The organism is Aneurinibacillus migulanus (genome assembly GCF_001274715.1).
Taxonomy (GTDB): domain Bacteria; phylum Bacillota; class Bacilli; order Aneurinibacillales; family Aneurinibacillaceae; genus Aneurinibacillus; species Aneurinibacillus migulanus.
In genome coordinates this window covers 2,439,205-2,464,006 of sequence record NZ_LGUG01000004.1, presented here as the reverse complement: position 1 = coordinate 2,464,006, position 24,802 = coordinate 2,439,205, and the positions used below count along the sequence as shown (strand labels likewise).

Sequence of the window (24,802 nt, the reverse complement as noted above, 5' to 3'; positions counted from 1 at the left end):
TTAACTTTTTCCAAACGACCAGTTAGACAGTCTTTGCGCTTGTTTCTTGTTCGCCTTCTTTTTCCTGCGCGTGTTCCGCTGCACACTGTCGGGATTTCCGATATACACATCCAAAACCGAATGCTGAACACACCGTTCCACGAAATTCTTAGTTACTTTATGCAAAGCATCCTGTAGTTATTTTTCGGGCTTGGACAGAAGATACTGTTTGGCGCGTTGGTACTTTTTCCATTGATGTGACTTTTTTGCATTTCGATTGTAAGCGCTGAATGTCCGCCAATTTTTTGTTGCGTAAACGGTGAAGGGAACGTAGTTTTCGACCCGTAATAATCGATGCGTGTCCATTTTCACAAAAAGAGGAGAACGCATAAATCTCTCCCATATCCACGCCAACGGAAAGATCCTGGAAATAGACTTTTTTGACACGAATCATCATCTCCTACTTAAAGTTGATGTTTAAACATCTTCACGCTTTTGAAGTGAGAGACTTCTAGCTAATTACGTTAAATATTGCACCCCGGTTATCTTCGTCATTTTCCTCGACTGGTGGATTTACCAATCCATTATATGGTATCCCGACACGTGGTGGTTATCATTCTAGGAATATTCTGGGGTGGTTTCGCGTTTCTTATGATAAAATCACTCTTCTCGGAACGGGAAAAAGAGAGCTAATACATTCGCTTCAAAAAAAACGGGGACTCCCTGCCGGATGTCCCCGTCTATTATATACGATTTACTTAGTAATTCGCTTCGTCCAAAAGCCGCCATGGAAAAACTTCGGCTCATATGAGATAACGAACGCTTTCGGCGCTAATTCCTTGATTGTATCATACAGCTTTTTCTCATTTCTTCGCTTAGCCAGCACATTCATAACAACGCGTTGACCGTCTTTTCCGTTCGCTTCCCAACTCGTTACGCCATAGCCCTTCTCGCGCAGTACCCGACTGATATCATTGTGCGCTGAATCAAGTACAATCTGCACTGTTACATAGCCGAGCGCCAGCATCTCTTCAATTTTACTCCCCATATATACACCCGTACCCCATCCAATACAGTAGGCAGCTAGGTTAAATGGATTGTCTAAACTATCCAGTACAAGCGAGAGTCCCATCAAATAAATAAAAACCTCTATCGTACTGATGAATGATGCCAGCAACTTCTGCCCCTTCATCACCATAATCATCCGAATCGTAAAAAACGATACATATACGATGTTAATAGTGAAAATGATAAGCAGCTGTTCCACCGCTTTGCCCTCCCCTGTGTATAACACACGTTTGTCTTTTGACATATTTGTCTCGCATAAAATATCACATGTATAAAAACAAAGTAAAGCAAAATTATATCGTTTATTATAAAAGTCTTCTATTTTTGCACATTCTCCATTAAAAAAGCGGCCCTCTCTATAGAGCGACCGCTTTTTTACTTATTTGTTCACTATGCTTTCTGCAAGTGTAACGACATAATCCGTCGTAAATCCGTATTCCTCCATAATCTTCTCACCCGGAGCGGATGCACCAAACTTGGCAATGCCAAGCACCTTTCCTTGTTCACCAACGTAACGCTCCCAGCCAAGCGGATGTGTCATCTCAATAGCAAGACGTGCCTTGACTGTGGGCGGCAACACTTCGTCTTTGTACGACTGCGACTGCTGCTCGAACAACTCCCAGCTTGGCATGCTGACAACTCGCACGTTGTGGCCCTTTTCTTCAAGCTTCTGCTTGGCCGCTACGGCCAAACTAACTTCTGAACCGGAGGCAAGCAGAAGCAAATCCGGTGTACCGTCTGACTCGGATAGTACATATGCACCGCGAGCAACAGATTCTTTCGCCTTCTCCTTCGTGCCCTCCAGTATCGGCAAACCCTGGCGGGAGAGAATCATAGCCACAGGACCTTTGCTGTAGCCGACTGCGTGGCGGTATGCGGCTACTGTTTCGTTCGCGTCCGCCGGACGTAGTACAGTCAAATTCGGAATAACGCGCAGCGAAGGAACATGCTCAACTGGTTCGTGTGTGGGTCCGTCTTCGCCGACCGCAATGCTATCATGTGTCAATACATAAATCGCCGGAAGCCCCATCAATGCAGACAGACGTAGTGCCGGGCGCAAATAATCGACGAAGACGAGGAAGGTTCCACCGTACACCTTCACACCGCCATGCAGCATCATCCCGTTCATGGCCGCTGCCATCGCATGCTCCCGTACACCGAACCAGATGTTACGTCCTTCATACTGCCCAGGCTTGAAATCTTTTTCATCTTTAATCGTTGTTTTATTGGATGAAGCCAAGTCTGCCGAGCCACCGAGGAAGAATGGAACACTCTTCGCCAGTGCGTTAATCGCCTTACCCGATGCTTCTCGTGTTGCGATTTTGCCATCTGCCGGAGTGAAGGACGGAAGGGACGCTTCCCAATCCGCAGGCAGCTCTCCACGTATAGAACGCTCGAACTGTTCAGCGAGCTCAGGGTACTCCTTTTTATACGCTTCAAACATTTTTTGCCATTCTTTTTCCTTTTGTTGCCCGTTCGTTTTTACCTCGGCAAAATGTTCACGCACTTCATCAGGGAATTCAAACAGTTCATGCTCCCAGCCGTACGCTTCGCGCACAAGCTTAATTTCATCAACGCCAAGCGGAGCACCATGGGCGGCCGATTTGCCTCCCTTATTCGGGCTGCCGAATCCAATCATGGTTCTCACTTCAATAAGTGTCGGACGCTCCGTTTCCTGCTGTGCCTCCACGATAGCACGTGAGATAGCCTCTACATCATTGCCCTCATCAACGCGCAACACTTGCCAGCCGTACGAATCGAAGCGTTTCGCCACACTCTCCGAGAACGCATAGCTCAATTCACCGTCCAAGCTAATATCATTAGAATCATACAGCACAATTAGACGGCCGAGCTTGAGATGACCGGCAAGAGACGCTGCCTCGGCTGCGACTCCTTCCATCAAATCACCGTCACCACACAAAGCGTACGTATAATGATCAATTACCTCATGTCCGTCCCGATTGTATGTGGCGGCGAGATGGCGCTCCGCCATAGCCATTCCGACCGACATGCCGATACCCTGACCAAGCGGACCCGTAGTCGCTTCCACGCCTGGCGTATGCCCGTATTCCGGATGGCCAGGCGTACGGCTGCCCCACTGGCGGAAATTCTGCAAATCATCAAGTGACACATCATATCCAGTCAAGTGAAGCAGGCTGTATAGAAGCATCGAGCCATGACCAGCTGATAGGACGAATCGGTCGCGGTTTATCCAAGCTGGGTTAGCCGGATTGTGATTCATAAATTTTACCCAAAGCGCATATGCCATCGGGGCTGCTCCCATCGGCAGGCCAGGGTGGCCAGATTTTGCTTTTTCAATGGCTTCAACCGAGAGAATGCGAATGGTATTAACTGCGACCTGTTCTAGCGTTTTATTGCTCATTCCGTTCCTAATCCCCTTTCGTGAATAGTGCTCTCCCTGATGTGTATTCCCTTTCCTACTTTTCATTATGCCAAAAAAAAGCATGAAAATAAAATATTCCCGGAAAGCTGCAACCGTAAACCGAACAGCAAATAGAGAAAAATTGGCTTTTCTACTAAAATAATTATTATAATAAAGGAAGAACGATTATACCGAAAGGCGGATTCATATGGTTACCATCGAAGGCATCCGCCAGGCCATGGAAACGCTGAAACCAGTCATACGTTATACACCGCTCGACTATTCGACTACATTCAGTGAACTGGCCGGCAATCAATTGTATTTAAAGCTTGAAAACCTGCAAAAGACCGGTTCCTTTAAAGTACGGGGAGCCTATAACAAAATCGCTTCACTAAGCTTGGATGAAAAAGCACGCGGGGTCGTTGCAGCTTCAGCGGGCAATCACGCACAAGGCGTGGCCTTCAGTAGTACACAGGCCGGTATTCCAAGCATGATTGTCATGCCTGAAGGCGCCCCTCTCAGCAAAGTCCAGGCCACTAAAAAATATGGCGCGCAGGTTATCCTGCAAGGACAATCATTCGACGAAGCACTTGAAAAAGCGTTCAAACTCCAAAAAGAAACCGGAGCCACCTTTCTCCATCCGTTCGATGATCCTCGTGTGATTGAAGGGCAGGGCACGCTCGGGCTCGAAGTGCTTGAGCAGTTGCCTGATGTGGATGCCATTATCTGTCCGGTCGGCGGAGGTGGGCTCATCGCCGGTATCGCCGCTTGTGTAAAAACCATTGCACCCCATGTAAAGGTGTATGGAGTAGAAGCGGCCGCTTGCGCAAGTATGACGGCTTCCCTGAATGAGAAGCAGCCCATGTCCGTAACCAGTACCGGGACAATTGCAGACGGAATCGCCGTCAAAAAGCCCGGCTCTCTAACATATGAGCTGGTGGAAAAGTACGTAGATGATGTATTTTTGGCAGAGGATATCGAAATTTCGCGTACGATGCTGTACTTGCTCGAACGCAGCAAGCTCCTGGTCGAAGGTTCCGGTGCTTCGGCGCTTGTCCCGCTTTTGTACCGAAGAATGCCGCTCAAGAATAAGAAAATCGCCGTCATTCTAAGTGGCGGAAACGTCGATGTTACTTTCATGTCGCGCATTATCGAGCATGGTCTGATCGAATCCGGCCGCTATGTGCGAATCGTGACGACCGTCCAAGATAAGCCAGGTAATCTAAACCGTCTGCTAGCTATCCTCGCGGAAGAGCGAGCCAATATCATCTCCATACATCATCACCGGATCAGCCCGCGCATCGTGCCTGGACAGGCGGAAGTAGAAGTAGAGCTGGAGACAAACGATCAGGCTCATATTGAACGCATCGCAAAACGCTTAATACGCGAAGGCTATCCCGTAGACGAACGACTATAAGAAAAAGAGCAGCGGCTTATGCCCTGCTCTTTTTCTCGCTATTGTCGCCAACTCACCCGACCGATGCTTGTTCCATCTTCTTTCTTACGAGGGCAAGTCGGATTTGATGATATGAAATCTGAGCTTCATACGGCGGTACGTCACCGTTTAATTCCAGATAAATCGGCTTCAGCTTGTCTGCTCCTACACTGTCGATAACGGCGGAAATTTCGGAATAAGGCACCTCGCGCGTCAAAAACGCTACATACGCTTCGATATCATATCCGTCTTCAACAAGTTTTTCCAAATAACCTATCACCGTATTAACTGAAACATCCAATTCACGTGCCAGTTCTTCTAGCTCCGGTGTCTCTTCTTGCAGACGAGTCAACAGCTTAACTTGCCGTTCCTGCTTCTGAGTGCGAACAGGCTGTGCTCCTTCCAGAACGGCGGATGGGATGTAAAAAGCGGGCGCCTGCCCACGCAGCAAAGCCAGCAACTCAGCCCCATACTGTTCCCACCGCTTCTCACCGCAATGCGGCAAGCTGAGAAACTCTTCTTTCGTCTGCGGCATAAAGGTAGCCAGCAGAAATAGCACTTTGTCTTCAAGTACCATGTACGGGGCTACGTTCATGGCATCCGCTATTCGCTTCCGCCACTCTCTTAGCAGTCCTAACGCATCTGGACTGTAATAGCTCTGTGCCAGCGCCAGCATATCCTTATTCCAATCCGCGCGCGTCATCACCGGCTCGGCAGGATGGATAGGTGCATACTCTGTAAAGCGGAGCAGCCGCTTCTCTCCATCTAGCTTCATAAACGCTGTCTGTAGATTTGCTCCGCTGTACAGCAAGTAGTTCTCTTCCTCGCCATCGATTGCCACCGCATAACGTACAAGCTTATATTCACCATCTCGTTCATATAAGGCAAGCTTTGCAATTTCGGTTCCTCTTTCATACGTTTCTACATGAATTAATTGACGCAATACACTCACGGTTTCTCACCTCTTCCTCCTATTTTTCACTTTATATTTACGTAATCTCTTTGCTAGGCGTTCCTATTCTCTGTACCTGCTACCATATATAACGAACACCGTACCGCCCGTCCTTTACCTGGAATATTTCAATGATGCGCGGACTGCGGTAGCCCATTGTCCACCAATCTTCCTCCATTCGCTTGACGAGACAGCTTGCCTGAAACTTCGTGTTAAACAAAGCAATCCAATAAATCCAATTCATACAATGTGTTCCCCCTTTTCTTTAGCATATCCTTATTCAGGAAAAACTTGCTATGAAAAAGTAAGTATGAGACGATGGAATGGACAACGTAGTAGAAGAAGTAAGCTATATACTTATCTTAGCAAACTCGTACAAAGAGGAGGACTTTCCTTTGATAAATTTCACATTAAATATGCCTACCCGTATCCATTTCGGTAAAGGAGAAGTAAATAGAACAGGTGATATCGTCGCAGCTCATGCGAAAAAAGCGTTACTCGTCACCGGCCGTTCTTCAACGAAAAAAACTGGTTCCTTGGATAAAGTCATTACCTCGCTCAATAAGGCAGGCGTAAGCTATGTTCTATTTGATCGCATTGAACCGAATCCCCGCGCCACAACAATCGATGAAGCAGGGCGCATCGCACGCGAAGAAAACTGCGAACTCATCCTCGCACTCGGTGGGGGCTCGGCGATGGATGCAGCAAAAGCTATCGCTACTGTTGCCCTGTCCGGGCGTCCGATTCACGAATACATCCGCGGCAGCAAAGCCAGCAAATGGAAAGAGTTGCTTCCAATTACGGAAGCACTGCCGATTATCACCATTCCCACTCTGGCTGCCACCGGTTCGGAAGCCAATTCAGGCGCGGTCATCACAAACTGGGAGACGAGAGAAAAGGCTGGCATCGGTGGCCCCGGCCTCTTTCCGAAAGCAGCCATCCTCGATCCTGAGCTGACCTACACCGTTCCTGCCAACTATACGGCCGACGGTGCTGCCGACATATTCACCCATCTATATGAAGGCTACATGACCGGCGATGAGCATGCAAATGTTCAGGATGAACTTACAGAAGGACTTATGCGCAATGTTCTTATCTATGCGAAAAAAGCGCTGGATGATCCGAAAAACTATGAAGCACGCGCTCATCTGCTATGGACGAGTACGCTAGCGTTAATTGGCATCGCAGGCGCGGGTCGCGGCGGCGCGTTTCCGGTACACGCCATGGAACATACACTTTCGGCTCACTATGATATTTCGCACGGACGCGGTCTTGCCATTATTACACCCGCTTACTTCGAACAGATCATCCTTGCGGATCGCCCGCACCGTCTGGCTCGCCTCGCACGCAACGTATTCCGCATTACTGAGGACAACGATAAACGGGCGGCAAAAGCCGGCATCGAAGCTCTCATACACTGGTACAAAGAAATCGGGGTGTACGATACGCTGCAAGGCGTCGGCATCAAACGTGAAGACTTGCGTCTGATGGCAGACGAGACCATTCGTGTCAACGGCAACGGTACAAATACAATCCCTGGCACACACAATATGACGGCAGATGAAGTGCTGAGCATTTTTGAAGCGTCATACGAATAAACGACAACACCCTTGAAACGACAATATACTGAAAGGAGCGGACCTGGCCCGCTCCTTTTTTGCATTCATATGGATTTTTCCAGCTTGGCAATCGTATCTACTAGCCACTCACGATCGCTGCGCATTAAACGCAGCCGCCGATCGATAGCTAGATCTACGCTCGGGTTGCTCGTATGTTCCGGTGCTGATTCATACGCCTGAATCTGTGTCTCCAGACGCTGGAGCCGCTCCCGAAGATAGTGCACCGCCTCAACGGGAGAGAGATAATCAAGAAACATCAATCCGATGTCTCCCGGTAGCGTTACTTGCTTCATCTCTGACAAATTCTCTTGCAGAAGACGATAGAACTGCTCTTCTCCTTCTGCCGTAATCGAATATACTTTGCGTGGTGGCCGATTCTCCTCTTGTTCCGTATGCACAGTCACATATCCTGATTCATGGAGACGTCCTAAAATCGCGTATGCGGTTGCCTTCTTTAAATCCATTACCCGACTCACATTCCGCTCGATAAAATCATTAATCTGATAGCCGTGCTGACTTTGATTTTTCAGCAACCCCAGCAACAGCAATACTCTTTCGTCCATGCTAGCCTTCCCCTTTTTTCCTAGTTATCTTCATTATAATCATGCTTGACTATACAAATCAATTAACATTATCCTGGTGTTGTAAATATAGTCAACTTTGATTAATCATACATAAATATACGAAGGGGGAATGAAATACATTGATCGTCATGTTGAGTGATACCTTCATGATGATAAATACGGACTTGTCGAGTGAAACTTCATCATTCCATGTCAGTAGAAAAAGGAGACTGCCATAACATCGTGGCAGCCTCCTTTTTGAATGGTACCCTCCCCATCTCGATTTAATAACGAACAAGTGAAACCTCAAAACGTTTGTTATTTTTTCCTTTGCTCGTGATTTTATCGAGTACCATCTTCCCAATCTCTTTCGTATTTGATACATGTGTACCGCCGCATGCTTGTTCATCGATAGACGAAATGGAGACTAAACGAACGGTTTTAATGGAAGGCGGAAGTAAATTGATGGATGTTTTTATTACTCCTGAGATATTTTCCGCCTCCTCCCTCGATACGTATCTTAGTGTAATCGGATAATGTTCTTCTAATATTTTATTCGTCTCACGCACAATTTCTTCTGCTTGCTCGTCCGTTACATCTTGAAGATGATCAAAATCGATTCTGGCCCTTGTAGGATATATTTTATTCCCCGTGCATAGCGCCCCATATTTCTTGTATACCACCGCTCCTAGCACGTGCAGCAAGGAGTGATGCCTCATTAATCCCATTCTTCTCTCCCAATCAATACGCGCTGTTACTTTCCCTATTTTCAATTGCTGCGCGTTTTTTATGTAGTGTATTACTTCTCCTTTTTCTCTTTTCACCTGATGCACATCGAATACTTCGTTTTCCTGTATGAGAACACCTGTATCATGCTCTTGTCCGCCACCTGTAGGGTAGAACACTGTTTGATCCAAAATGACTTTTTCTCCCTCGATTTTGATGATATGAGCTTCACACGTAGTTACATAGCTATCGTTTACATACAGTTCATTTGTTGGCATCTTTAGCACTCCTTTTAGATGTTATAATTCTAACTACTATTAATTGGTGAAAGAAAATACGGTTCGTGTTATTTGAACCGCTTTCCTGTCATTACATGAATCAAATCATTTTTATTTTTCCAAAGAGCCTCCAGCTTTTCGGCGCCGAATTCTTTCGTAATCTCTTCGACCATAATATCATGTCTAATATATTCAGTAGCGACCAGTACAAGAGCAGGGTCTTTCGTTTTTACTGCCCAGGCGGAAGCCTGTTCTGTAAAATTGGCGATAAGTACCTCTTCTGCATCGCGGACCACAACGGTTAAATGCCCGCCCATCCGATCTTCAACAACGTCAGATGTCATATAATTATGGTGATAGGTAAATCCTAAATGCGTCTCTGGTGCACCGAAGAGGACCGTAAAAATGTTCGCCCCCTTTTCGGCTTGCCGGTCAATCGCTTCTTTTATTCGTGGAACTTGCGGCTCCCATACCGATAGCCACAACTCTTTCTCTACTTTATTAATTATATCTACCATCTCTTCAATAACTAATTGTTCGCTGCGAATCCGCCAAATAACATCTACATCTCGCTCTGTTTCAAGAGCCGACAATTCCTTTTCAAGGAAATCGAAAGAGTCCTCGAAATTTTTTCGAAGCCGTTCCATTAAGTCTTTTGCCGGGACAGGTGAATACTTCACAGGATCTGACGGAACGGTATAGATAGCACCTTTATCCAATAATTTACCCAATACTTCGTAAATCATGGAACGCGGCACACCCGTACGCTTACTCACTTCATATCCTGTTACGGACGAATGCTTTAAAAGGCCTACATATGCTTTGCATTCGTATTGGGAAAAACCCAATTTCTGAAGCTCCTTGTATATCGTATCCATAAAACGCCTCTTTTCTAGTCGTTATATCATTAACCACTATTTAAAATTATGTTTCAAATTTTGTCAATACATGTGTCTTATTCGAATAACGTCTTTGATACATATACAACAACAGTGACTGTAGTGCTACCAAACAAGGTAAACAATAAAACTGTTTGTGCCATATACTCAGGGTGATTCCCGTATCTAAAGCAAACAAAGCGCCTTATCGTCAAAATACAAATTCACATGTTTTTCATACCACGGATAGCAACCCATATTTTTTGCGGAAACGAACAAGTATCTTCAGCCAGCTGCTTCCGAACACGGCAAGGAAGAATACATTGGATAAGGCGTGGGCCAAATCGAAGTAAAAGCTTTGTATATAGGCAACCGTAATCAATTGCCAGCCCAGCGCATCAGGAAGCGTAATGATATACCATATATTCATAATCCAGCCAAATAAAAATCCCCATGCAAAACCGAAGCATAGCAATCCAAGTCGCTTCTTCATCCACCATGCATCCTTAAGCCATCCCGCCGTTACACCAATCATTCCCCAGCAGAACATCTGCCAGGGCGTCCATGGTCCTTGTCCTAAGAAAATGTTAGAGACAAGCGCAGCAATTGCGCCAATAATGAATCCCGCTTCTGCTCCATACACAATTGCAGAAATAATAATTACGAATGAGGTTGGCTGCACGCTCGGCAACGGCGCAAAAGGCACTCGGCTAACAGCTGCAATGGCAGCCAGCACCGCAAGCAAGACCAGTTCACGCGCCTCCACTTTTCTTCGTTCAAATCGTGCAAACAACGGAAGCAGCGCAACAGCAATCAATACAAAACTCAACAATAAGTAATGCTCATCTGTCACAGCAGCCGAAACGGCCAACGCAACAACAAAAATCGCCATGCTGATCAGAATAAAGAAACGGGAACGTTCCATCTTTTTATCACATCCTCATACGTTAAGGCATCCGGTAGCCATTCCCGTACTATACGGTTAATGACCGTCGTATAGAAATAATTCTCGCTAAAAAATACTCTTGGTTCAGCAACGGCTGAGATTGCTCCATCGAATAGCATGGCACAACGGGTCGCATGCCGTGCAGCAAATTCGATATCATGGGTGACAAACACAACGGTCGTTCCTGCCTCACGCAATGCATGCAATAAGGCAGCCATGCGTTTTTTTGCCGGTGGGTCCATTCCCTTCGTCGGCTCGTCCAGCAACAGGATATGCGGATCGGCAAGCAACACCATTGCCAGCGCTACCTTCTGTTGCTGTCCTCCACTTATATCGTGCGGATGTTTTTTTACAATATCTGTAATCCCGAGCGAAACCAGCAGATGCTGAATCTTCTCCGCCGATGATGAAATTCCGGCATACTCCGCCATATGCAGCAGTTCTTCCTCCACCGTATCATAACTGAAGTACAGAAGCGGATTTTGTGCCAGATAGCCGATTATGCGAGCCCTCTCTTTTTCCGGCATTGAGCATATATCCTGTTTCTTACGGTAGCGAACACTCCCCCGCTGCGGTACGGCAAGGCCGGCCATAATCTGGAGAAGGGTCGATTTTCCAGCCCCGTTCCCTCCCAAAATGGCAAGGCATTCTCCTCGGTAGATACTAAGCGATAGCTTGCTTAATACTTCAGGCTGCTCCCTGCCATACTGGAATGTCACTTCATGACATGTCAGAAGCTCATCCTCCTGTAACGCAAACATAGAAGATACAGCAGGAGGCTGCACTCCGACCCCTTCCTTCCTACTCGCTGCCAGCCACCGCTTTCCTTCGCGCACTGTAAGCGGTACCTGCTGTGTGCTCTCCAATTGATTGGCTGGCGGTTGTACAGCAAAATACAGCCGGGCAATCGACGGTAAGTAAGCTAACTCCTCATCAGCCTGTCCAGCTCTTATCTGCCTGCTTACTGTGCCGGCACTACCTTCATATTTCACCTGTCCCTTCTCCATAATAATGACCCGATCCGCCAGAGGTATAACATCTTCTAGACGGTGCTCGCTCATAATAACGGTCATCGAAAATTCCTGATTTAGACGGTACACCATCTGGATAAATTCGCGTGCAGAAACCGGGTCCAACTGCGAAGTAGGTTCATCGAGTAACAGAACGTTTGGCTGCAGCAACAATACAGACGCAAGATTAATCATCTGTTTCTGCCCTCCAGATAATTCATGCACCGATCTGTATAGCAGCGGCTCCAGGCTAAAAAATTGCGTCATCTCTCCTAGCCGTTTACGCATTACCGGCAAGGTGTATCCCATATTTTCCATCGAAAAAGCAAGTTCATGCCAAACAGTATCCATCACAATTTGACTTTCCGGATTTTGAAATACCATCCCGATTTGCTGAGTCGTTTGTCTGTCCGGTTGCTCTTCAAGCGGCACCCCTTTATACATAATACGACCGGTTCGTTTTCCTACCGGTGTTAATTCTTTCTTTAAGTGACGCAGCAGTGTTGTCTTCCCACACCCGGAAGCCCCGCATAGAACAATAAACTCCCCTGCTTTAACTGTTAGTGACATATCAGAAAGTGCGGCCCGTTCTTCATCAGGGTACCAAAAAGACAGCCGTTCTACTTCAATAATTGCCATACAATCCTCTCCCTTACTTCCAAAAAAACCGGCGTAAGTAAAAAGACGCAAAACACCGTATATACTGCTCTTTCATCCCATGTTAGCGCCATCGCTTCCAAATGCGGATAGATTTGTAGAACACCGTAGCCATATGCCCATCCGATAATGCATATCAGCTCTGCCAGCACCATAGCAGACAATATGAACCAGTCTCTTCGCTCCATACGATAAATCACATACATGCTGCGCCGCGTGATTCCGTAGCCGCGCCCTTTCATTGAGTCAGCCGTTTGCAGCGCTTCTTCCAATGACCAGGTCAACAGAACACGCAGCAATACCATGCCATGTCGCATCTGCTGCCGCAGCGTTCCCCGCCCGACACTAATTCCTTTCATTTTCTGGATCATTGTAATCTGATACAACCTTCTCCGAAAAAGGGGCACAAAGCGCATAGTCATCAAGATTAGCAATGCTACTTTTGGTGCGATGACAGAAAACACATACATGAACTTATCAGTCGTAATAACATGGTGATAAGAAACAAAGGTAAGTAAAATGGCCAGCAAGGACAGCATCATTGTCACTCCGTATATGATTGCTTCAAGCGTGATCGGCTGGTCAAGAAAATAAAACAGAATATACCGACCACGATGTGAAAATAAAGGGTTCAGCAGCGCAACAGATCCTCCCATCAGCAGATAAAAAGGCAGGAGGCGACGCAGCTGATTTCCGCTATTATGCAGGAGATTCAGCATAACGATGACTACTACAGCTGTCAACAGAAAAACCGGATGGAACAGCAGCATACTGAACAGGATAACCCCTGCATAATAAATCATGCAGGGGACCGGGTGCAAGGAAGCAAAACCTCCGTTCATTTCAGTTCAGCTCCCACATCCTTACCAAGGTCTACCGTATAGAGCCACTCTACCTTGTCGCCGTCTTTTACAGGAAAAATCCCTGCACTTTTATTAGGAAAAATACCGTTTACCCGATACATCCAGCCGCTTTTCGCTCCACGATCGAATTCATACAAATTATCGATCCCTTCAATATAGGCCGTCGCCTTTACCCCTCTATATTCCATCTGAATTTTCTTCTCACGGGTTATCCGCTTCAGAGCATCAAGTACCGTTTCCCCGTCCTTAATCTCAACTACCGTCGGCGGAAGAACCGTTCCCCTTTCTTTATCCGCGACAATGGAAAATAGGACCGTCTTTTGCTTTTTCGACTCTGCCTTTGTTTCCTTTGGCTTCTTACTCTCGACCTGAGGAGCAGCAGTTGGGGCGATGGCCTTATTTTCCGTCGATCGTGCCTGCTGCTTCTGTTCGGGTACGGCTGTAACCGAAGCTTGAACCGGTGCTTTTTTCTCTGCTGCAACTGCTGATTGCTCGGCCTTTTTCTGTACGATCGGCTCCTTCACTGTCGTCTTACTCTGAGCTAGCTGTTCTGATGTCGGATGACTGACAGCTGCTGTTTCACTTTCCGCCCTATGCCCTTCCTTTGATGCAGTCTGTCTTACCGGTTCCGTTGTTTGCTGATTTATAGATGTTACTTGTGTAGGTTCGTTTGTCTTCTCTGAAGCTTGAACACACCCGCTTGCGAGTACAATAACCATGGTAAATGCGAAAAACCGTAACCACCAGCGCTTTACTTGCTTCAACATAGAATGTTCCAGCCCCTTTGTTCTTTTTCTATTATTTGCGTACCATTTCTTCATGTAATTTCACCGCAACGACCGCTCCCATCTCCCTCGTAACTGTCGCAGTCGGGTAGAAGTATCCGTCATATCCAACCATAATGCCTTGCTGATGCACAGCCTGCACATGGGAAAGCACCGGTTTGTACACCTTGCTCTGATCCTTAAAAGTTCGCGTTGACGGATGGGCCTTTAGTTGAAATGCCTGTGTGATCATCATGGCCATCTCCTGGCGAGTAATCGGCTGTTCTGGTTTAAACAATGTTGGTGTAGCACCTTGGATAATCCCTTTTTCTTTCGCCTTCATGACATATCCGTAATACCAGCTTCCTTGTTTTACATCAGCGAATGTCTGCTTCGCTTCCATAGTAGGGGATTCATTCATCGCTTTTAGCAACAGGGTAGCAAATTGCGCTCTTGTCATCGGCTGCTTCGGGGCAAAACGCAATTCAGTCGTGCTAACCCCTCCTACTAGCTTTCTTTCATAGGCAGCATATACAGCAGCTGAAGCCCATGGAGAAATCGTATGTTCATCTACAAACTTCTCTATGTCTAGCTGTGGTGTTTCTACAAGCTGAAGTGCTGATATGTGATACAATCTGTCTTGTCCTTGGGTAAACCGCTCATAGGCAGACAGCGCCATCAGCGCTTGTTCAGTTGCTATCTCATTGGTTGGCTGTCCCATAACATGTGAGTAACCTCCATCGTTGTTTTTGAAGCTGAGCAGATTCGTCAGTAAATCCGTATTGGATTTTACAAATCTTTTATCTTTCAAATCGATACCAAGTGCAGATAACGCAATAATGACCTGGGATACACTCTCGCTGTTCTCATCACCGAACAGCTTATAGCCCCCATTTTTAAGCTGTGCTTGCGAAAGCCAGTGTACTGCTTTTTCGACTGCCACTTTTACTTCTGGTCGCTCCTGATAGGATGAGAGTGCGGTAATGGCCATAGCGGTAATATCTACGTTATCCTCTTCCCCTTTAACAAGCGGAAATCCGCCGCTACTGTTCTGTTGCTGTACTATCCATGCAATGAGCGTATCCCTTGTCCATTTTGCTTCGGCAGGTGTGTTGTATTGTCCACTGTCAAGCACTAGCAAAGCGAAAACAGGTCCGTTTATTCCTTGGCTTGTCATGCGCTCATGATTATAAATCTTCTCAATTAGATTGTAGCCAGCAATGTTTGTTGGATCGCCCCCTACTGCTTTTACGGCCAATGCAATTCGTTCATAATCCGTCACTTTACGGAATTCGCCTTTCTGCTCCCGTAACAGCTTCTCGACTCCCAATAGATAGCTTGCTGGTACATTCTGCCCCGCCCGGGCCAGCGCAAACGCTTCCCAATCGGTTAGTTCACCGCTGTTGAGAATTTGCTTGCTGACAGCCGCTATCTCTGCGGAAACAGATTTATGCTGCTGTGCCATCTTTATTTTGCTGCGGTCAATAACGGCGAACTTCGTAAAATGGTTTACCTTTCCGGTTATGATACCTGTTTTTGCATCAATCACCGCCGGGATAGGAATCCATTGATTGTTTTTTTCATCAAGCCATACAAGAGACAAATTATCCGGTATATCCGTCTGTACAGGCACCTTAATCGAAATATAGACGGGCTTGCTAAACTTCGTACCGTCTGGTGTAAAATCATAAAGGCTTGAGACAAGTTCAGGACATTCTGCTGTCTGTTCCTTGATAGCGATAGAAATTGTATTCGGTAAGGCAGCAGCCGGAACAACAAAGCCCACCTCTTCTTCATTGTCTTTCATCACAGTTTCAATGGCGGCTGATACGTTCTGGCTCAGTGATACAGTATGAGAAGCTAGCGTTTTTTGAATTTGTTCCGCCTGTGAAGCACTCATTTTCTCTTTGGCATTCAATACAGCCGTCGTTTTTCCGACTTTTTCAATCGGCTGCATGTTGTCTATCGATAGGCCAACCTTATTGATTTCATTATCGAGCTGCATAGGTATCGACTCTGTAACGGCACCTGAAGCGAGCTGGCTCCCCCCTAAATCAGCACCTAAGTCTTTGCCTAGATTCAGTGTATAGCGCCACGCGAGTACATCTCCGTTTTTTAATGTGTAGATACCCGCGCTATAATTCGGGAACCAGCCATTGACCGAATACATCCAGCCGCTTTGCGGACCACGGTCAAATTCACCCAGCCCGTCGATCGCCTCAACATATAGTGTGGGGCCTGAACCACGTGATTCTACCTTGCTGCCCAACTCCCGTGCAAGCACGGTGTAAGCCGTGTCGCCTGCTTTTAGCTCTATTGATTTAGCAGCCAGAATCGTGCCTTTCTGGCTGTCTCCTGTGACAGACAACGTTATGGTTTGCTTCGCAGGGACAGGGACTCCACCACCGCCTCCGCCACCTGGAGTTGTTCCATTTGTCGCCACCACAAGCTCTTTTGTACTACGAACGATGCCTGGTGCCTGACTATCGTGATAATCGTTTACAGTAACCGTATAGGTTCCTGCTGTCATTCCATTCTTTATGGAAGCAATTCCCTGATCGTTTGTCTTCTCTACTTTGTTCCCAACCGCTACCTGAACATCCGCCGCCGGTGTTATAACCTGTTTGCCTGCCTGCCAGTCCCATGCTGTCTTCATGATAGCAACCGTAAAAGGTTCATCTGCTTTCGGCTGCGCCGGATGAACGGTTATCGAATCGATTAACTGGGTATTACTTCCCCCGTAATAAACAACGACCTGATCTGATTCCTTAAGTGTATACTCAGCCATACCTACATTCGGAATCACCCATTTGCCATCGCGCAGAATGGCGAACAGCCAACCGTCATAGCCACCGTATTGCCCCTCGTCGATGTGATTAATGGATGCTGCATATTTCCCGTACTGGGAGTCCTCGATTCGATAGGGTATATTTTTCTCAGTTAAAAGTTTTTCCAGTCCTTCTAATGCGGTTGCCGCGGATATATCTCCCGCAGTAATGGGTCCCTTAGGCCCCTCTATACGAATGGTTGCCTGCACTACCGGGTTCGGCTCAGGTATGCCTGTAGTAAATCGGTACAGCCCACCTTTGCCATTCATAAATAAATCGTATGCCACAAGTGCCTGTAATGCCTGTTCAGTGGCCATATTATTTGTACTGCCACCCAATACATGAGCGAAACCGCCATCCTCCTGACGGAAAGTCATGAGATTGCTTACCAGATTGTTTTCTTCCTTAGTAAATCGTGCTTCTGTCGGATCGATTCCGTGTGCCGTTAGCGCAATAATTGCCTGAGCAACGCTCTCACTGCTGTCTTCGCCCCATGCAGAGGCATAGCCTCCATGCGGTTTTTGGCTTTTGGATAGCCAGTTTACCGCCCGCTCGCTTGCTGTTTTCACTTCTGTTTTGTCCGTATATGGAGCAAGTGCTGTCAACGTCATGCCTGTAATATCAGGATCACTTATTCCCGGAGAAAGGGAGAATCCGCCGTCTTCATTCTGCTTACTTAGAATCTCCGTCAGCAGTTTATCCCGATTCCATTTTGCATCCTCAGGTATTTGATAATTCCCGCAATCAAGCGCAATGAGTGCAAAAATCGGACCGTTAAGTCCTTGAACAAGCATACGGTCATGGTTATAAATTTTTTCAATAAGGTTGTATCCAGCAATACTTGTCGGATCGCCCCCTGCTGCTTTTACGGCAATCGCTATACGTTCATAGTCAGTAACTTTACGGAAATAGCCTTCTTTATTTTTTAATTCTTGCTCTACTGCCGATAGGTAACTTGTTGGTACTGTTTGCCCTGCACGGGCAAGCCCAATGGCTTCCCATTCGGAGATTGTTCCACTGCTTAAAATCAACTCACTGGCCGTACGAATCGCCTCGGCCACCGAAATTTTTTTCTCTTGCTTAACATTCGGCTCTTGAACAATTACGGTATCAGGCGTTGTTTGCTTCGTCACTTCTCTCTTCCTGATACCATTTTCAGTTGTATTATCGCTCTTTGTTTCCTCTTTTGTGTCCGCTAAACTTGCGGCATATGCTTGTCTTGGCTGGAACAAAGAAAAGCTCAACGTAGAGACAAGAAGTAAAATTGACATCAGTAACGCTCCGTAACGTTTCCATACCAGCTTGCTTTTCACTCTCATTCCCCTTCTTTCTTATTCGGGTTGCCCGTTTTTTCGCCAATACAATAAGGCCACCCCTATGATAGAGGTGGCCTTTTAAACGGCATACATAAACAAAGCAGCCCTACACTATAGTAAGCCGCACTTTTGCTTGTCGCTTTTGTCTCTTATTCTCACCCCCCGAAGAATTGGAAACATATACAGAAAAGGCAGGTCTCCTGGCTTGTGCGTCATCGCTCATCTTCGTCTTCCCATCTTGCTATCAAGACAGTGACATATGAAAGATTCGCTCTGCATTTACAGTGGCGGGACCGCGCCGGAATTACACCGATCTTCCCTTTTAAGCAAATATACTTGTATGATATTTGCACCTTTTCCTTAAATTATTTACTTTTGCTTCTAATCATATAGCCTCCCCTACTTTTTGTCTATATTTACAAATAAATAATTTTCCGACATTTATAAATCTCGGTGCCTTAGTGCCCCGTTCTGGTCGTCTTTTCTTCTCAAAAGAATCAACACTCCTGGTATTTCAGATGTGATGTATATGGTTAAAATAAGAAGAAAACACTAGGAGCAAATTACTCTTAGTGTTTTCAATCGCATTCTCAGTACATATTGCTTTGCGCTACATTTCTAACTGTGTCCGCAGTAGTATCAATCGTTTCTTCTGTTGCTTGTGCAATGGCATCCAGAATATCATCGGTGCTGTCTGCTGCAGTTTCCATACCGGCTTGTGTTGCCTGAACTGAGTTATCCATAACATTCTCTGTCGTTTGTTGCCATATGCCTCGATTGTTACGGCCTCTTGTCATTCCATATACTGTTGCACCGATGCCTAAAGCTAATAACGAAAGCGCCATTGTGTTTCTGTTATTACGTCTGTTTCTGAATCCTGGTAGTATCTGCTGCCACATTCCTCTATTATTACCGAATAATGATGTTGCTCTACGTATACCATTCATCTTTTTTACACACCTCTTTGTTATGTTATGAATAAAGCGTTTAAAAATTTAGCCAATCAGCATAACTATCCCTTTAGCTATCAACACCAGGAATCCAATCGCTTCCAACCATATAATAAAATGTGTGTTTTTTTCCATATCACCATTCCGCTTACTTTGTGTTTAATAAAATTCCGACCCTCTCTACATTCTTTATCAAATTCATCGTAACGAAACAAAGAAAATGATGGCGCCTTCCCCATTACAAAAGCCTCCAAAAAATATTTGGAGGCTAAACTGTTTAACCAAAAATAACGGTATGTGCTCATTAAACCCCTTCGATCTTCTCTCTGTTCTGTCGGAAGGAAATCCAGTTAAAAAACCCACGCATGCTATATACTGTATTTGCCGCTGTACAAGCAACGACATGACGGCTTGTTTGCAGCGGATGAGTAAATTTTGCATGACCCGGTGTTTGCTGAAGCTGCTGAACCGTCACGCCTTTTTTTGCTAAGGCTTCTTCAAACTCCTTCTGTGCAGCCTGTTTTGCCTTAAACAGCATCATCTGTATCCTGCTGTATACGTTAATTGCTCCATCTCCCGTCGTTTCAATCGGAAGAAAAATGGCTTCAGGATACTTCTCCGTAATCAATGATTGAACGCCGTCAGATACGCCTGAAGACGGCATACACCCGAAGGGCTTGACGGAGATGGTCATGTTCACTTTCTTTTTTGCGGTATTAAGAATGAGCTTCCCTACTTCCATATGTCCCTCACCGCCGCGCAAATGGTTGTTGTAATGATCATGGGCAACCTGGGCAATCTGATCCATGTTGGGTAAATGATAATCATACAAACCGATGGCCCTGGCATACGTTTGGAACATCACTCGGACGGCACGGTCAGCCACTCCTAACACGCGCAGACGCAAGGCAGGATTCTTTCCTTTTAAGCCATAACGTCCAGAATCCGCTTCTCGCAGGGCCATTCGTTTACGCGTATCGTAGCGCCCTTCCCAAATAAGGTACAAGATCCAAGCTGTAATGGATTGTACTTCGACCTCAGCACCTTCCCGTTCTAGAAAGCTCTGCAACTGATAATTGCCATCTCCTTCTGTAGTCATGGCCCAAAACTCTCCGATGATGCTCACTTTCGGTTTTACCTGTGTTCGGTCTACCCGAATGGCTTGCAGTTCCTTACGACATCTACGCAACGCCGGGAACAGTCGTTTACGCTGGCTCAAAGCATCATACAAATATTGTTTGCAGCGGGATAGAGCGGCATCAGTCGAACCTGCTTCCACTTCATAGGGACGGATACGGTATCCTACTGCATTCAAAATGTCTCCCAGGAGGACCGCTTTCAGAAAGCTAATAAAGAACGAAGCATCTAATTTAAGAGCCGATTCCTCACCGGTCGCCTGCTTCAAACCATCCTGCTGTTGGAACAAGAGAACTCGGAATCCATCAAATCCTGCATCGCGCAGAGCCTTCCGGTACTCCGTGACATACGTACCGAATCGGCAAGGACCACAAGATCCAGCAGTAATGAAAAGGTAATTGCGAACAATTTCCTCTTTTGACTTTCCTTCCACATCTCGAAGGTGATGGAGATGTTTAATTAAATTCCCTACTGTGAAGTACGTCGGGTTGCATTGTCCCCGATTGCCAAACTCCTTACCATAACGGAGTGATTCATTGTCCGGGCAGTCCAAATGCTCTACCCGATATCCCAGCCCTTTCAGCGCTCCCCCCACCAAATAATCTTGAGCCATCGTTAGCCCTCCGAAAAGAATGGTCGTGGTAGCTCTATCTTTGAGTAAAAACTTACGGGGAACAGGATCAAACCACTGGTCTTTTTTTTCCCGTAAACCTAACGCTGTTTCCTGCTCCGTCTGAAACGAGCGTAACTCGTCCTCTATAGAAAGATGCTTCTGGGATTGTTTCTTGTTTTTGGTGATAGACATGATGTGCTTTCCTCCTTGTTTTGGCAAAGTATAAGCCTTATTAATTCCCGGCCTGAAAAATGCTTGGGTTTTCATATAACTCAATTGATTCGTTTTGCTTTTTGCTTAGCAGTTCAACACGTTTTTGCTCAAGGCGACGTTGTAATTCTGCTTTTTTCTGGGCCAAATCCTGTAGGCGCTCTTCATGAAGTCCTAGGCTATGAGCATACGTCTTGACACGGATTTTAATCGAACCACTTGGCTTGTTAGCATCAATGTCATGCAATGCCGAATAAGGCGTGCCTGCCGTTGAAATAATCGAGTCAATCAGCCCATAGGTCGGAGCATCATGTCCACATTTAAAGCTGGATAGATCCAATACCGCCACATTGGGATGACGCGCGGCGAACTTGGCTGCCCAGACCTTTTGTACACTGTTGGAACTGAAGTTTTCCGGCCATACATCACTTACTTCCAATGCATAATCAACACGCCCGCTCTCCAGGTCGTCCTTGAAAAAACGGCGCAGCCAAGCTTCATCCTTAGGAATGGACCGCATGGACATGATGGGATAGCCCAGCACTTGAAACTCTTCCAATACGCTATGGTTAAGACCTGGATCGGAGTGATAAGGACGTCCAATCATCAGAATAGAAAGGCGATTTTCCTGTTCCACCTGCTCAAGAATCATGCGACCCTTCTCCTGCATCTCGGTATCAAACAACTCCATCGCTTTCCAGCCCTCGTCCACAGCGAAGTCGCTTTCATCCTCCGTGATCTGCAGATGCTCCTTGAATTCCTCATATAACTGTTTCTTCATCAGATTCGGCTCTATAAAAGTAACCGCCGGATCAAGATACGTAATCCCTCTTGTCGCAAAAAAGTCGATTTCTTTTGTGAAAGCGGCTTTAATCACATTCGGGGCACCAGCTACAATCGGGCAGCTGGCCGAATCCATTACATTATGCAGATGGGTCGGAATATGCGTGATACAAGGAAAAAAGATATAATCAAGCGTTTTTTTCTCACTATGGTGTTTAAATAATAAATTATGAACATGAGCCTGAGCTACCTTCGATGGATAACATGGATCGATCGAGCCGTACTTTCCACCTTCCTGCCACATCTCCTCACTTGTGTAATCGCTGAACACGATATTGCGTTTATCGATGCCAAGCGTCTCGAAATATGTGCGCCAGAAAGGAGCGGTAGACCAAATGTTAAGCACCTTGGGAATTCCGATACGAATCTTGTTTCGTCTCTCCATTGCTTCGTGGGAAGAACGCTCAAAATGGCGCTGCTGCCGCGTTTTTCTCATTCCGCTCAACCATCTGCGTTTTATCGGAACATCCTTTGCTGGCGTATTCGATTCAGGCAACGGCGTCGGATCGTAGAAATGCTGGAACATGCGACGCGCCTCGTATTCCACCAGGTTCGGATAATGTTTCTTGAGTTCCTGCCTCTCCCTTGTCAGCTTGATCACAGCTTCCTTGTCTTCCACTGTTCCCTTTTCACAGCTAAAGCCAGAGATATAGCGGGCCATACTTCCGTCCGGTGTTTGAGAGTCGATGAAGGTACGGCTGCAATTGTTAGGGCAGAATGTGCATCGGGTAGACTCATCATTGCGGGTCATATAATACAGGTTAATGGCCGCATCCAGTCCTAAAAATGTAGAATACCCCCGACGCTTTACAACACGCAACGTTTCCATCGCCGCTCCAATTGCTCCTGCTTCTCCTGGATGGGGATGAACATATACTTCTGCGTCAGGAACCCGCTCCTTAATATAATCGACCTGAGCCTTGACGGCAGCCAAGTTGTATTGCGTTCCTCCCTGTAAGACAAATTTGCGCCCCAGTTCTGCCATACGTGGAATCTGCACCACATACTGCCATATATTCTTCGGCAATACGAGGGCCAAGCCAGCCAACAATTCCTCTTTCGAATATCCCTCCTTCTGAAAGTTCACCCGATCCGCATCCAGAAATACGGCGCAGCCGTATGAGAATTTAGGAGAAAGCGGGGCGCTAAAGGCTGTATCCGCGTACTCCTGAACCGGAATGCCGAACTGATCCGCCATGGCTTGCAGTAACATCCCGTTTCCAGCGGAACATTGATTGGACAGCCTGAAGTTGCGGATATCGCCGTTTTTGAGAAAGAGGACCTTGATGTCCTGGCCGCCGATATCACAGATGACATCAATATCGCCGAATTGGTGAACGGCACTCATCATATGAGCAACGGTCTCTACAATATTGACATCCGCCTTTAACGTTTTCTCCAGAACGTCCGCCGCATAGCCCGTAGCGCCAAAGCCGATAACTTCCAATTCTGCTCCTTGACCTGTCACCTTATCTTGAATCCGCTTTAACATTTCTTTCGTATCTTCGAGCGGATTCCCCTTAGAAAGCTGGTATTCCTTAAGCAAAATGTTTCCGCTTTCATCAACCAAAACAGCTTTCGAAGAAGTCGAGCCACCATCAAGGCCGATGACCGCCCTTACCTTCTGTCCCGGTACGAATGTAGTCGGTGTAAAACGAGGAATACGATAGTTCTGACGAAACGCTTCCAATTCCTTTTCGCTGTTTACCAGAGGCGGTCCGGCATTTTCTCCGAGCTTTGCCTTCCGGCCATGAGCAATAAATTCCTTTAGACTTTCAAGCCCTGTGTAACTGCCTACACCAACCGGCTCATGCATTCCATACATGACAGCACCATAAGCGGCATAGTACTGCGAATTTTCAGGCACAAAAATCAGTTCATCAATGGGAACATCTTTCGGGTAATCATACCCTCGCTCCTCCCACGTCTCAGGGATCCGCTTTCGCCAGCATTCTTGCAGAAAAGGCAAATATGTATTCGGACCACCCAGCAAAAGAACACGATGCCGCAGCGTATTTCCACGCGTCAGAACGGACAGGTTCTGCATGACAATGGCATCTGCTAGAGAGCACATAATTTCAGTGGAGGGAATGCCGCTTTTCACGAGATTGACAATATCCGTTTCGGCAAATACACCGCACTTGGCGGCCACATGGTGCAATTTCGTATCATCAAAGTGCAGGTTGCCCACTTCCTCCATGGGCATTCCTACTTTAATCATGCACTTATCAATCGTAGCGCCGGTGCCGGATGCGCATTTGTCATTCATAGAGGTTAACGCTTGCTTATTCCCCGTTTCTTCGTTTTCCTTAAAAATAATGATTTTAGCATCCTGTCCTCCGAGTTCGACTACACTTCCTACATCAGGATGAAGTTGTTCCACCGCCATCGTGACGGCATTTACTTCTTGAACGAACTTCGCTCCAATGTGTTCAGCAATAGGACCACTGCCGGAGCCTGTTATAAATACACGAATGTTCTCTTGTTTGATGTGTGGAAATTCATTTCCAATAATGATTAAGAATTCTAAGACCTTTTCCGCCTGCTTTGTGTTATGACGCTGATAGTCTGACCAAAGAATTTCTTTGCTGCCTGGATTCACCACGGTTGCTTTGACGGTCGTTGAGCCGACGTCAATCCCTATAACTAAAGAGTCTACCCTTTGGCTTTTGTATTCCATGAGATTCTCCTTACCAGATAGAAGTATAATTTTAGGATGGGAATAAATTAAGCAACATATACATAGTGGAAACTAATTTTCCTTCATGTTTGCTTTCTTCCCAT

General features: G+C 46.3%; 18 protein-coding genes and 1 riboswitch. Of the genes, 2 read left to right on the top strand and 16 right to left on the bottom strand.

The annotated features are described in order from the left end of the window. Positions 1 to 157 precede the first annotated feature (157 nt). The 3 genes from AF333_RS13705 to tkt all read right to left on the bottom strand — a co-directional run bounded on the left by AF333_RS13705 (position 158) and on the right by tkt (position 3,430). Positions 158 to 433 (bottom strand): hypothetical protein, encoded by a 276-nt coding sequence (locus AF333_RS13705; protein WP_052811720.1) that lies wholly within the window; start codon positions 431 to 433, stop codon positions 158 to 160. 300 nt (positions 434 to 733) lie between these two features. Further along, positions 734 to 1,291, bottom strand: coding sequence for a DUF2179 domain-containing protein (locus tag AF333_RS13700; protein WP_043064058.1), 558 nt, complete (start codon positions 1,289 to 1,291; stop codon positions 734 to 736). Between the two features lie 135 nt (positions 1,292 to 1,426). After that, complete coding sequence (gene tkt / locus AF333_RS13695; protein ID WP_043064057.1) at positions 1,427 to 3,430, bottom strand: transketolase; 2,004 nt, start codon at positions 3,428 to 3,430, stop codon at positions 1,427 to 1,429. Between the two features lie 208 nt (positions 3,431 to 3,638). Between tkt and ilvA the strand changes: the two genes are divergently transcribed. Continuing rightward, positions 3,639 to 4,847 (top strand): threonine ammonia-lyase, encoded by a 1,209-nt coding sequence (gene ilvA, locus AF333_RS13690; protein WP_043064056.1) that lies wholly within the window; start codon positions 3,639 to 3,641, stop codon positions 4,845 to 4,847. 52 nt (positions 4,848 to 4,899) lie between these two features. Here ilvA and AF333_RS13685 read toward each other — a convergent pair whose 3' ends face one another. Both AF333_RS13685 and AF333_RS34155 read right to left on the bottom strand, forming a co-directional pair. Then, entirely contained in the window at positions 4,900 to 5,817 is a 918-nt protein-coding gene (locus AF333_RS13685) for an HRDC domain-containing protein (protein WP_043064055.1), read from the bottom strand. A gap of 79 nt (positions 5,818 to 5,896) precedes the next feature. Beyond that, positions 5,897 to 6,061 carry a hypothetical protein gene (locus tag AF333_RS34155; protein ID WP_162836855.1) on the bottom strand — a complete coding sequence of 55 codons (165 nt, stop codon included), beginning with the start codon at positions 6,059 to 6,061 and terminating at the stop codon, positions 5,897 to 5,899. A gap of 151 nt (positions 6,062 to 6,212) precedes the next feature. Here AF333_RS34155 and AF333_RS13680 point away from each other — a divergent pair, with 151 nt between their 5' ends. Further along, positions 6,213 to 7,415: an iron-containing alcohol dehydrogenase gene (locus AF333_RS13680; RefSeq protein WP_080787589.1), complete on the top strand. Its 1,203-nt coding sequence runs from the start codon at positions 6,213 to 6,215 to the stop codon at positions 7,413 to 7,415. 65 nt (positions 7,416 to 7,480) lie between these two features. Here AF333_RS13680 and AF333_RS13675 read toward each other — a convergent pair whose 3' ends face one another. The 11 genes from AF333_RS13675 to AF333_RS13625 all read right to left on the bottom strand — a co-directional run bounded on the left by AF333_RS13675 (position 7,481) and on the right by AF333_RS13625 (position 24,698). Continuing rightward, positions 7,481 to 7,999 (bottom strand): PadR family transcriptional regulator, encoded by a 519-nt coding sequence (locus tag AF333_RS13675; RefSeq protein WP_043064054.1) that lies wholly within the window; start codon positions 7,997 to 7,999, stop codon positions 7,481 to 7,483. 284 nt (positions 8,000 to 8,283) lie between these two features. Next, positions 8,284 to 9,003: an alanyl-tRNA editing protein gene (locus AF333_RS13670; protein WP_043064053.1), complete on the bottom strand. Its 720-nt coding sequence runs from the start codon at positions 9,001 to 9,003 to the stop codon at positions 8,284 to 8,286. A 68-nt stretch (positions 9,004 to 9,071) separates the two neighbouring features. Further along, a complete protein-coding gene (locus AF333_RS13665; RefSeq protein WP_043064052.1) occupies positions 9,072 to 9,881 on the bottom strand; it encodes a TrmB family transcriptional regulator in 810 nt (269 codons plus the stop codon). A 235-nt stretch (positions 9,882 to 10,116) separates the two neighbouring features. Further along, positions 10,117 to 10,806, bottom strand: coding sequence for an ECF transporter S component (locus AF333_RS13660; protein WP_043064051.1), 690 nt, complete (start codon positions 10,804 to 10,806; stop codon positions 10,117 to 10,119). Further along, a complete protein-coding gene (locus AF333_RS13655; protein ID WP_043064050.1) occupies positions 10,779 to 12,476 on the bottom strand; it encodes an ABC transporter ATP-binding protein in 1,698 nt (565 codons plus the stop codon). Before AF333_RS13655 ends, AF333_RS13660 begins: the two co-directional genes overlap by 28 nt. Then, positions 12,458 to 13,336 carry an energy-coupling factor transporter transmembrane component T gene (locus AF333_RS13650; protein WP_043064049.1) on the bottom strand — a complete coding sequence of 293 codons (879 nt, stop codon included), beginning with the start codon at positions 13,334 to 13,336 and terminating at the stop codon, positions 12,458 to 12,460. Before AF333_RS13650 ends, AF333_RS13655 begins: the two co-directional genes overlap by 19 nt. Then, positions 13,333 to 14,178, bottom strand: a complete 846-nt coding sequence (locus AF333_RS13645; RefSeq protein WP_052811719.1) for a DUF4430 domain-containing protein — start codon at positions 14,176 to 14,178, stop codon at positions 13,333 to 13,335. Before AF333_RS13645 ends, AF333_RS13650 begins: the two co-directional genes overlap by 4 nt. Next, on the bottom strand, positions 14,156 to 18,262 hold the full coding sequence (locus tag AF333_RS13640) for an S-layer homology domain-containing protein (protein WP_052811718.1): 4,107 nt from the start codon (positions 18,260 to 18,262) through the stop codon (positions 14,156 to 14,158). The genes AF333_RS13645 and AF333_RS13640 overlap by 23 nt, the downstream gene beginning before the upstream one ends. A gap of 176 nt (positions 18,263 to 18,438) precedes the next feature. Continuing rightward, a riboswitch (cobalamin riboswitch) is annotated at positions 18,439 to 18,637 on the bottom strand. Between the two features lie 218 nt (positions 18,638 to 18,855). Next, entirely contained in the window at positions 18,856 to 19,164 is a 309-nt protein-coding gene (locus AF333_RS13635; RefSeq protein ID WP_141391401.1) for a hypothetical protein, read from the bottom strand. A 355-nt stretch (positions 19,165 to 19,519) separates the two neighbouring features. Next, entirely contained in the window at positions 19,520 to 21,157 is a 1,638-nt protein-coding gene (locus tag AF333_RS13630) for a 2-hydroxyglutaryl-CoA dehydratase (protein ID WP_043064047.1), read from the bottom strand. Positions 21,158 to 21,197: 40 nt separating this feature from the next. After that, positions 21,198 to 24,698 (bottom strand): BadF/BadG/BcrA/BcrD ATPase family protein, encoded by a 3,501-nt coding sequence (locus tag AF333_RS13625; RefSeq protein WP_043064046.1) that lies wholly within the window; start codon positions 24,696 to 24,698, stop codon positions 21,198 to 21,200. Positions 24,699 to 24,802 lie beyond the last annotated feature (104 nt).

What these genes read in the sequence shown, in the direction of transcription:
- AF333_RS13705 (WP_052811720.1), bottom strand. Translation starts at nt 433, where the DNA reads ATGATTCGTGTCAAAAAAGTCTATTTCCAGGATCTTTCCGTTGGCGTG.
- AF333_RS13700 (WP_043064058.1), bottom strand. Translation starts at nt 1,291, where the DNA reads ATGTCAAAAGACAAACGTGTGTTATACACAGGGGAGGGCAAAGCGGTG.
- tkt (WP_043064057.1), bottom strand. Translation starts at nt 3,430, where the DNA reads ATGAGCAATAAAACGCTAGAACAGGTCGCAGTTAATACCATTCGCATT.
- ilvA (WP_043064056.1), top strand. Translation starts at nt 3,639, where the DNA reads ATGGTTACCATCGAAGGCATCCGCCAGGCCATGGAAACGCTGAAACCA.
- AF333_RS34155 (WP_162836855.1), bottom strand. Translation starts at nt 6,061, where the DNA reads ATGAATTGGATTTATTGGATTGCTTTGTTTAACACGAAGTTTCAGGCA.
- AF333_RS13675 (WP_043064054.1), bottom strand. Translation starts at nt 7,999, where the DNA reads ATGGACGAAAGAGTATTGCTGTTGCTGGGGTTGCTGAAAAATCAAAGT.
- AF333_RS13670 (WP_043064053.1), bottom strand. Translation starts at nt 9,003, where the DNA reads ATGCCAACAAATGAACTGTATGTAAACGATAGCTATGTAACTACGTGT.
- AF333_RS13665 (WP_043064052.1), bottom strand. Translation starts at nt 9,881, where the DNA reads ATGGATACGATATACAAGGAGCTTCAGAAATTGGGTTTTTCCCAATAC.
- AF333_RS13660 (WP_043064051.1), bottom strand. Translation starts at nt 10,806, where the DNA reads ATGGAACGTTCCCGTTTCTTTATTCTGATCAGCATGGCGATTTTTGTT.
- AF333_RS13655 (WP_043064050.1), bottom strand. Translation starts at nt 12,476, where the DNA reads ATGGCAATTATTGAAGTAGAACGGCTGTCTTTTTGGTACCCTGATGAA.
- AF333_RS13650 (WP_043064049.1), bottom strand. Translation starts at nt 13,336, where the DNA reads ATGAACGGAGGTTTTGCTTCCTTGCACCCGGTCCCCTGCATGATTTAT.
- AF333_RS13645 (WP_052811719.1), bottom strand. Translation starts at nt 14,178, where the DNA reads ATGAAGAAATGGTACGCAAATAATAGAAAAAGAACAAAGGGGCTGGAA.
- AF333_RS13635 (WP_141391401.1), bottom strand. Translation starts at nt 19,164, where the DNA reads ATGTGGCAGCAGATACTACCAGGATTCAGAAACAGACGTAATAACAGA.
- AF333_RS13630 (WP_043064047.1), bottom strand. Translation starts at nt 21,157, where the DNA reads ATGTCTATCACCAAAAACAAGAAACAATCCCAGAAGCATCTTTCTATA.
- AF333_RS13625 (WP_043064046.1), bottom strand. Translation starts at nt 24,698, where the DNA reads ATGGAATACAAAAGCCAAAGGGTAGACTCTTTAGTTATAGGGATTGAC.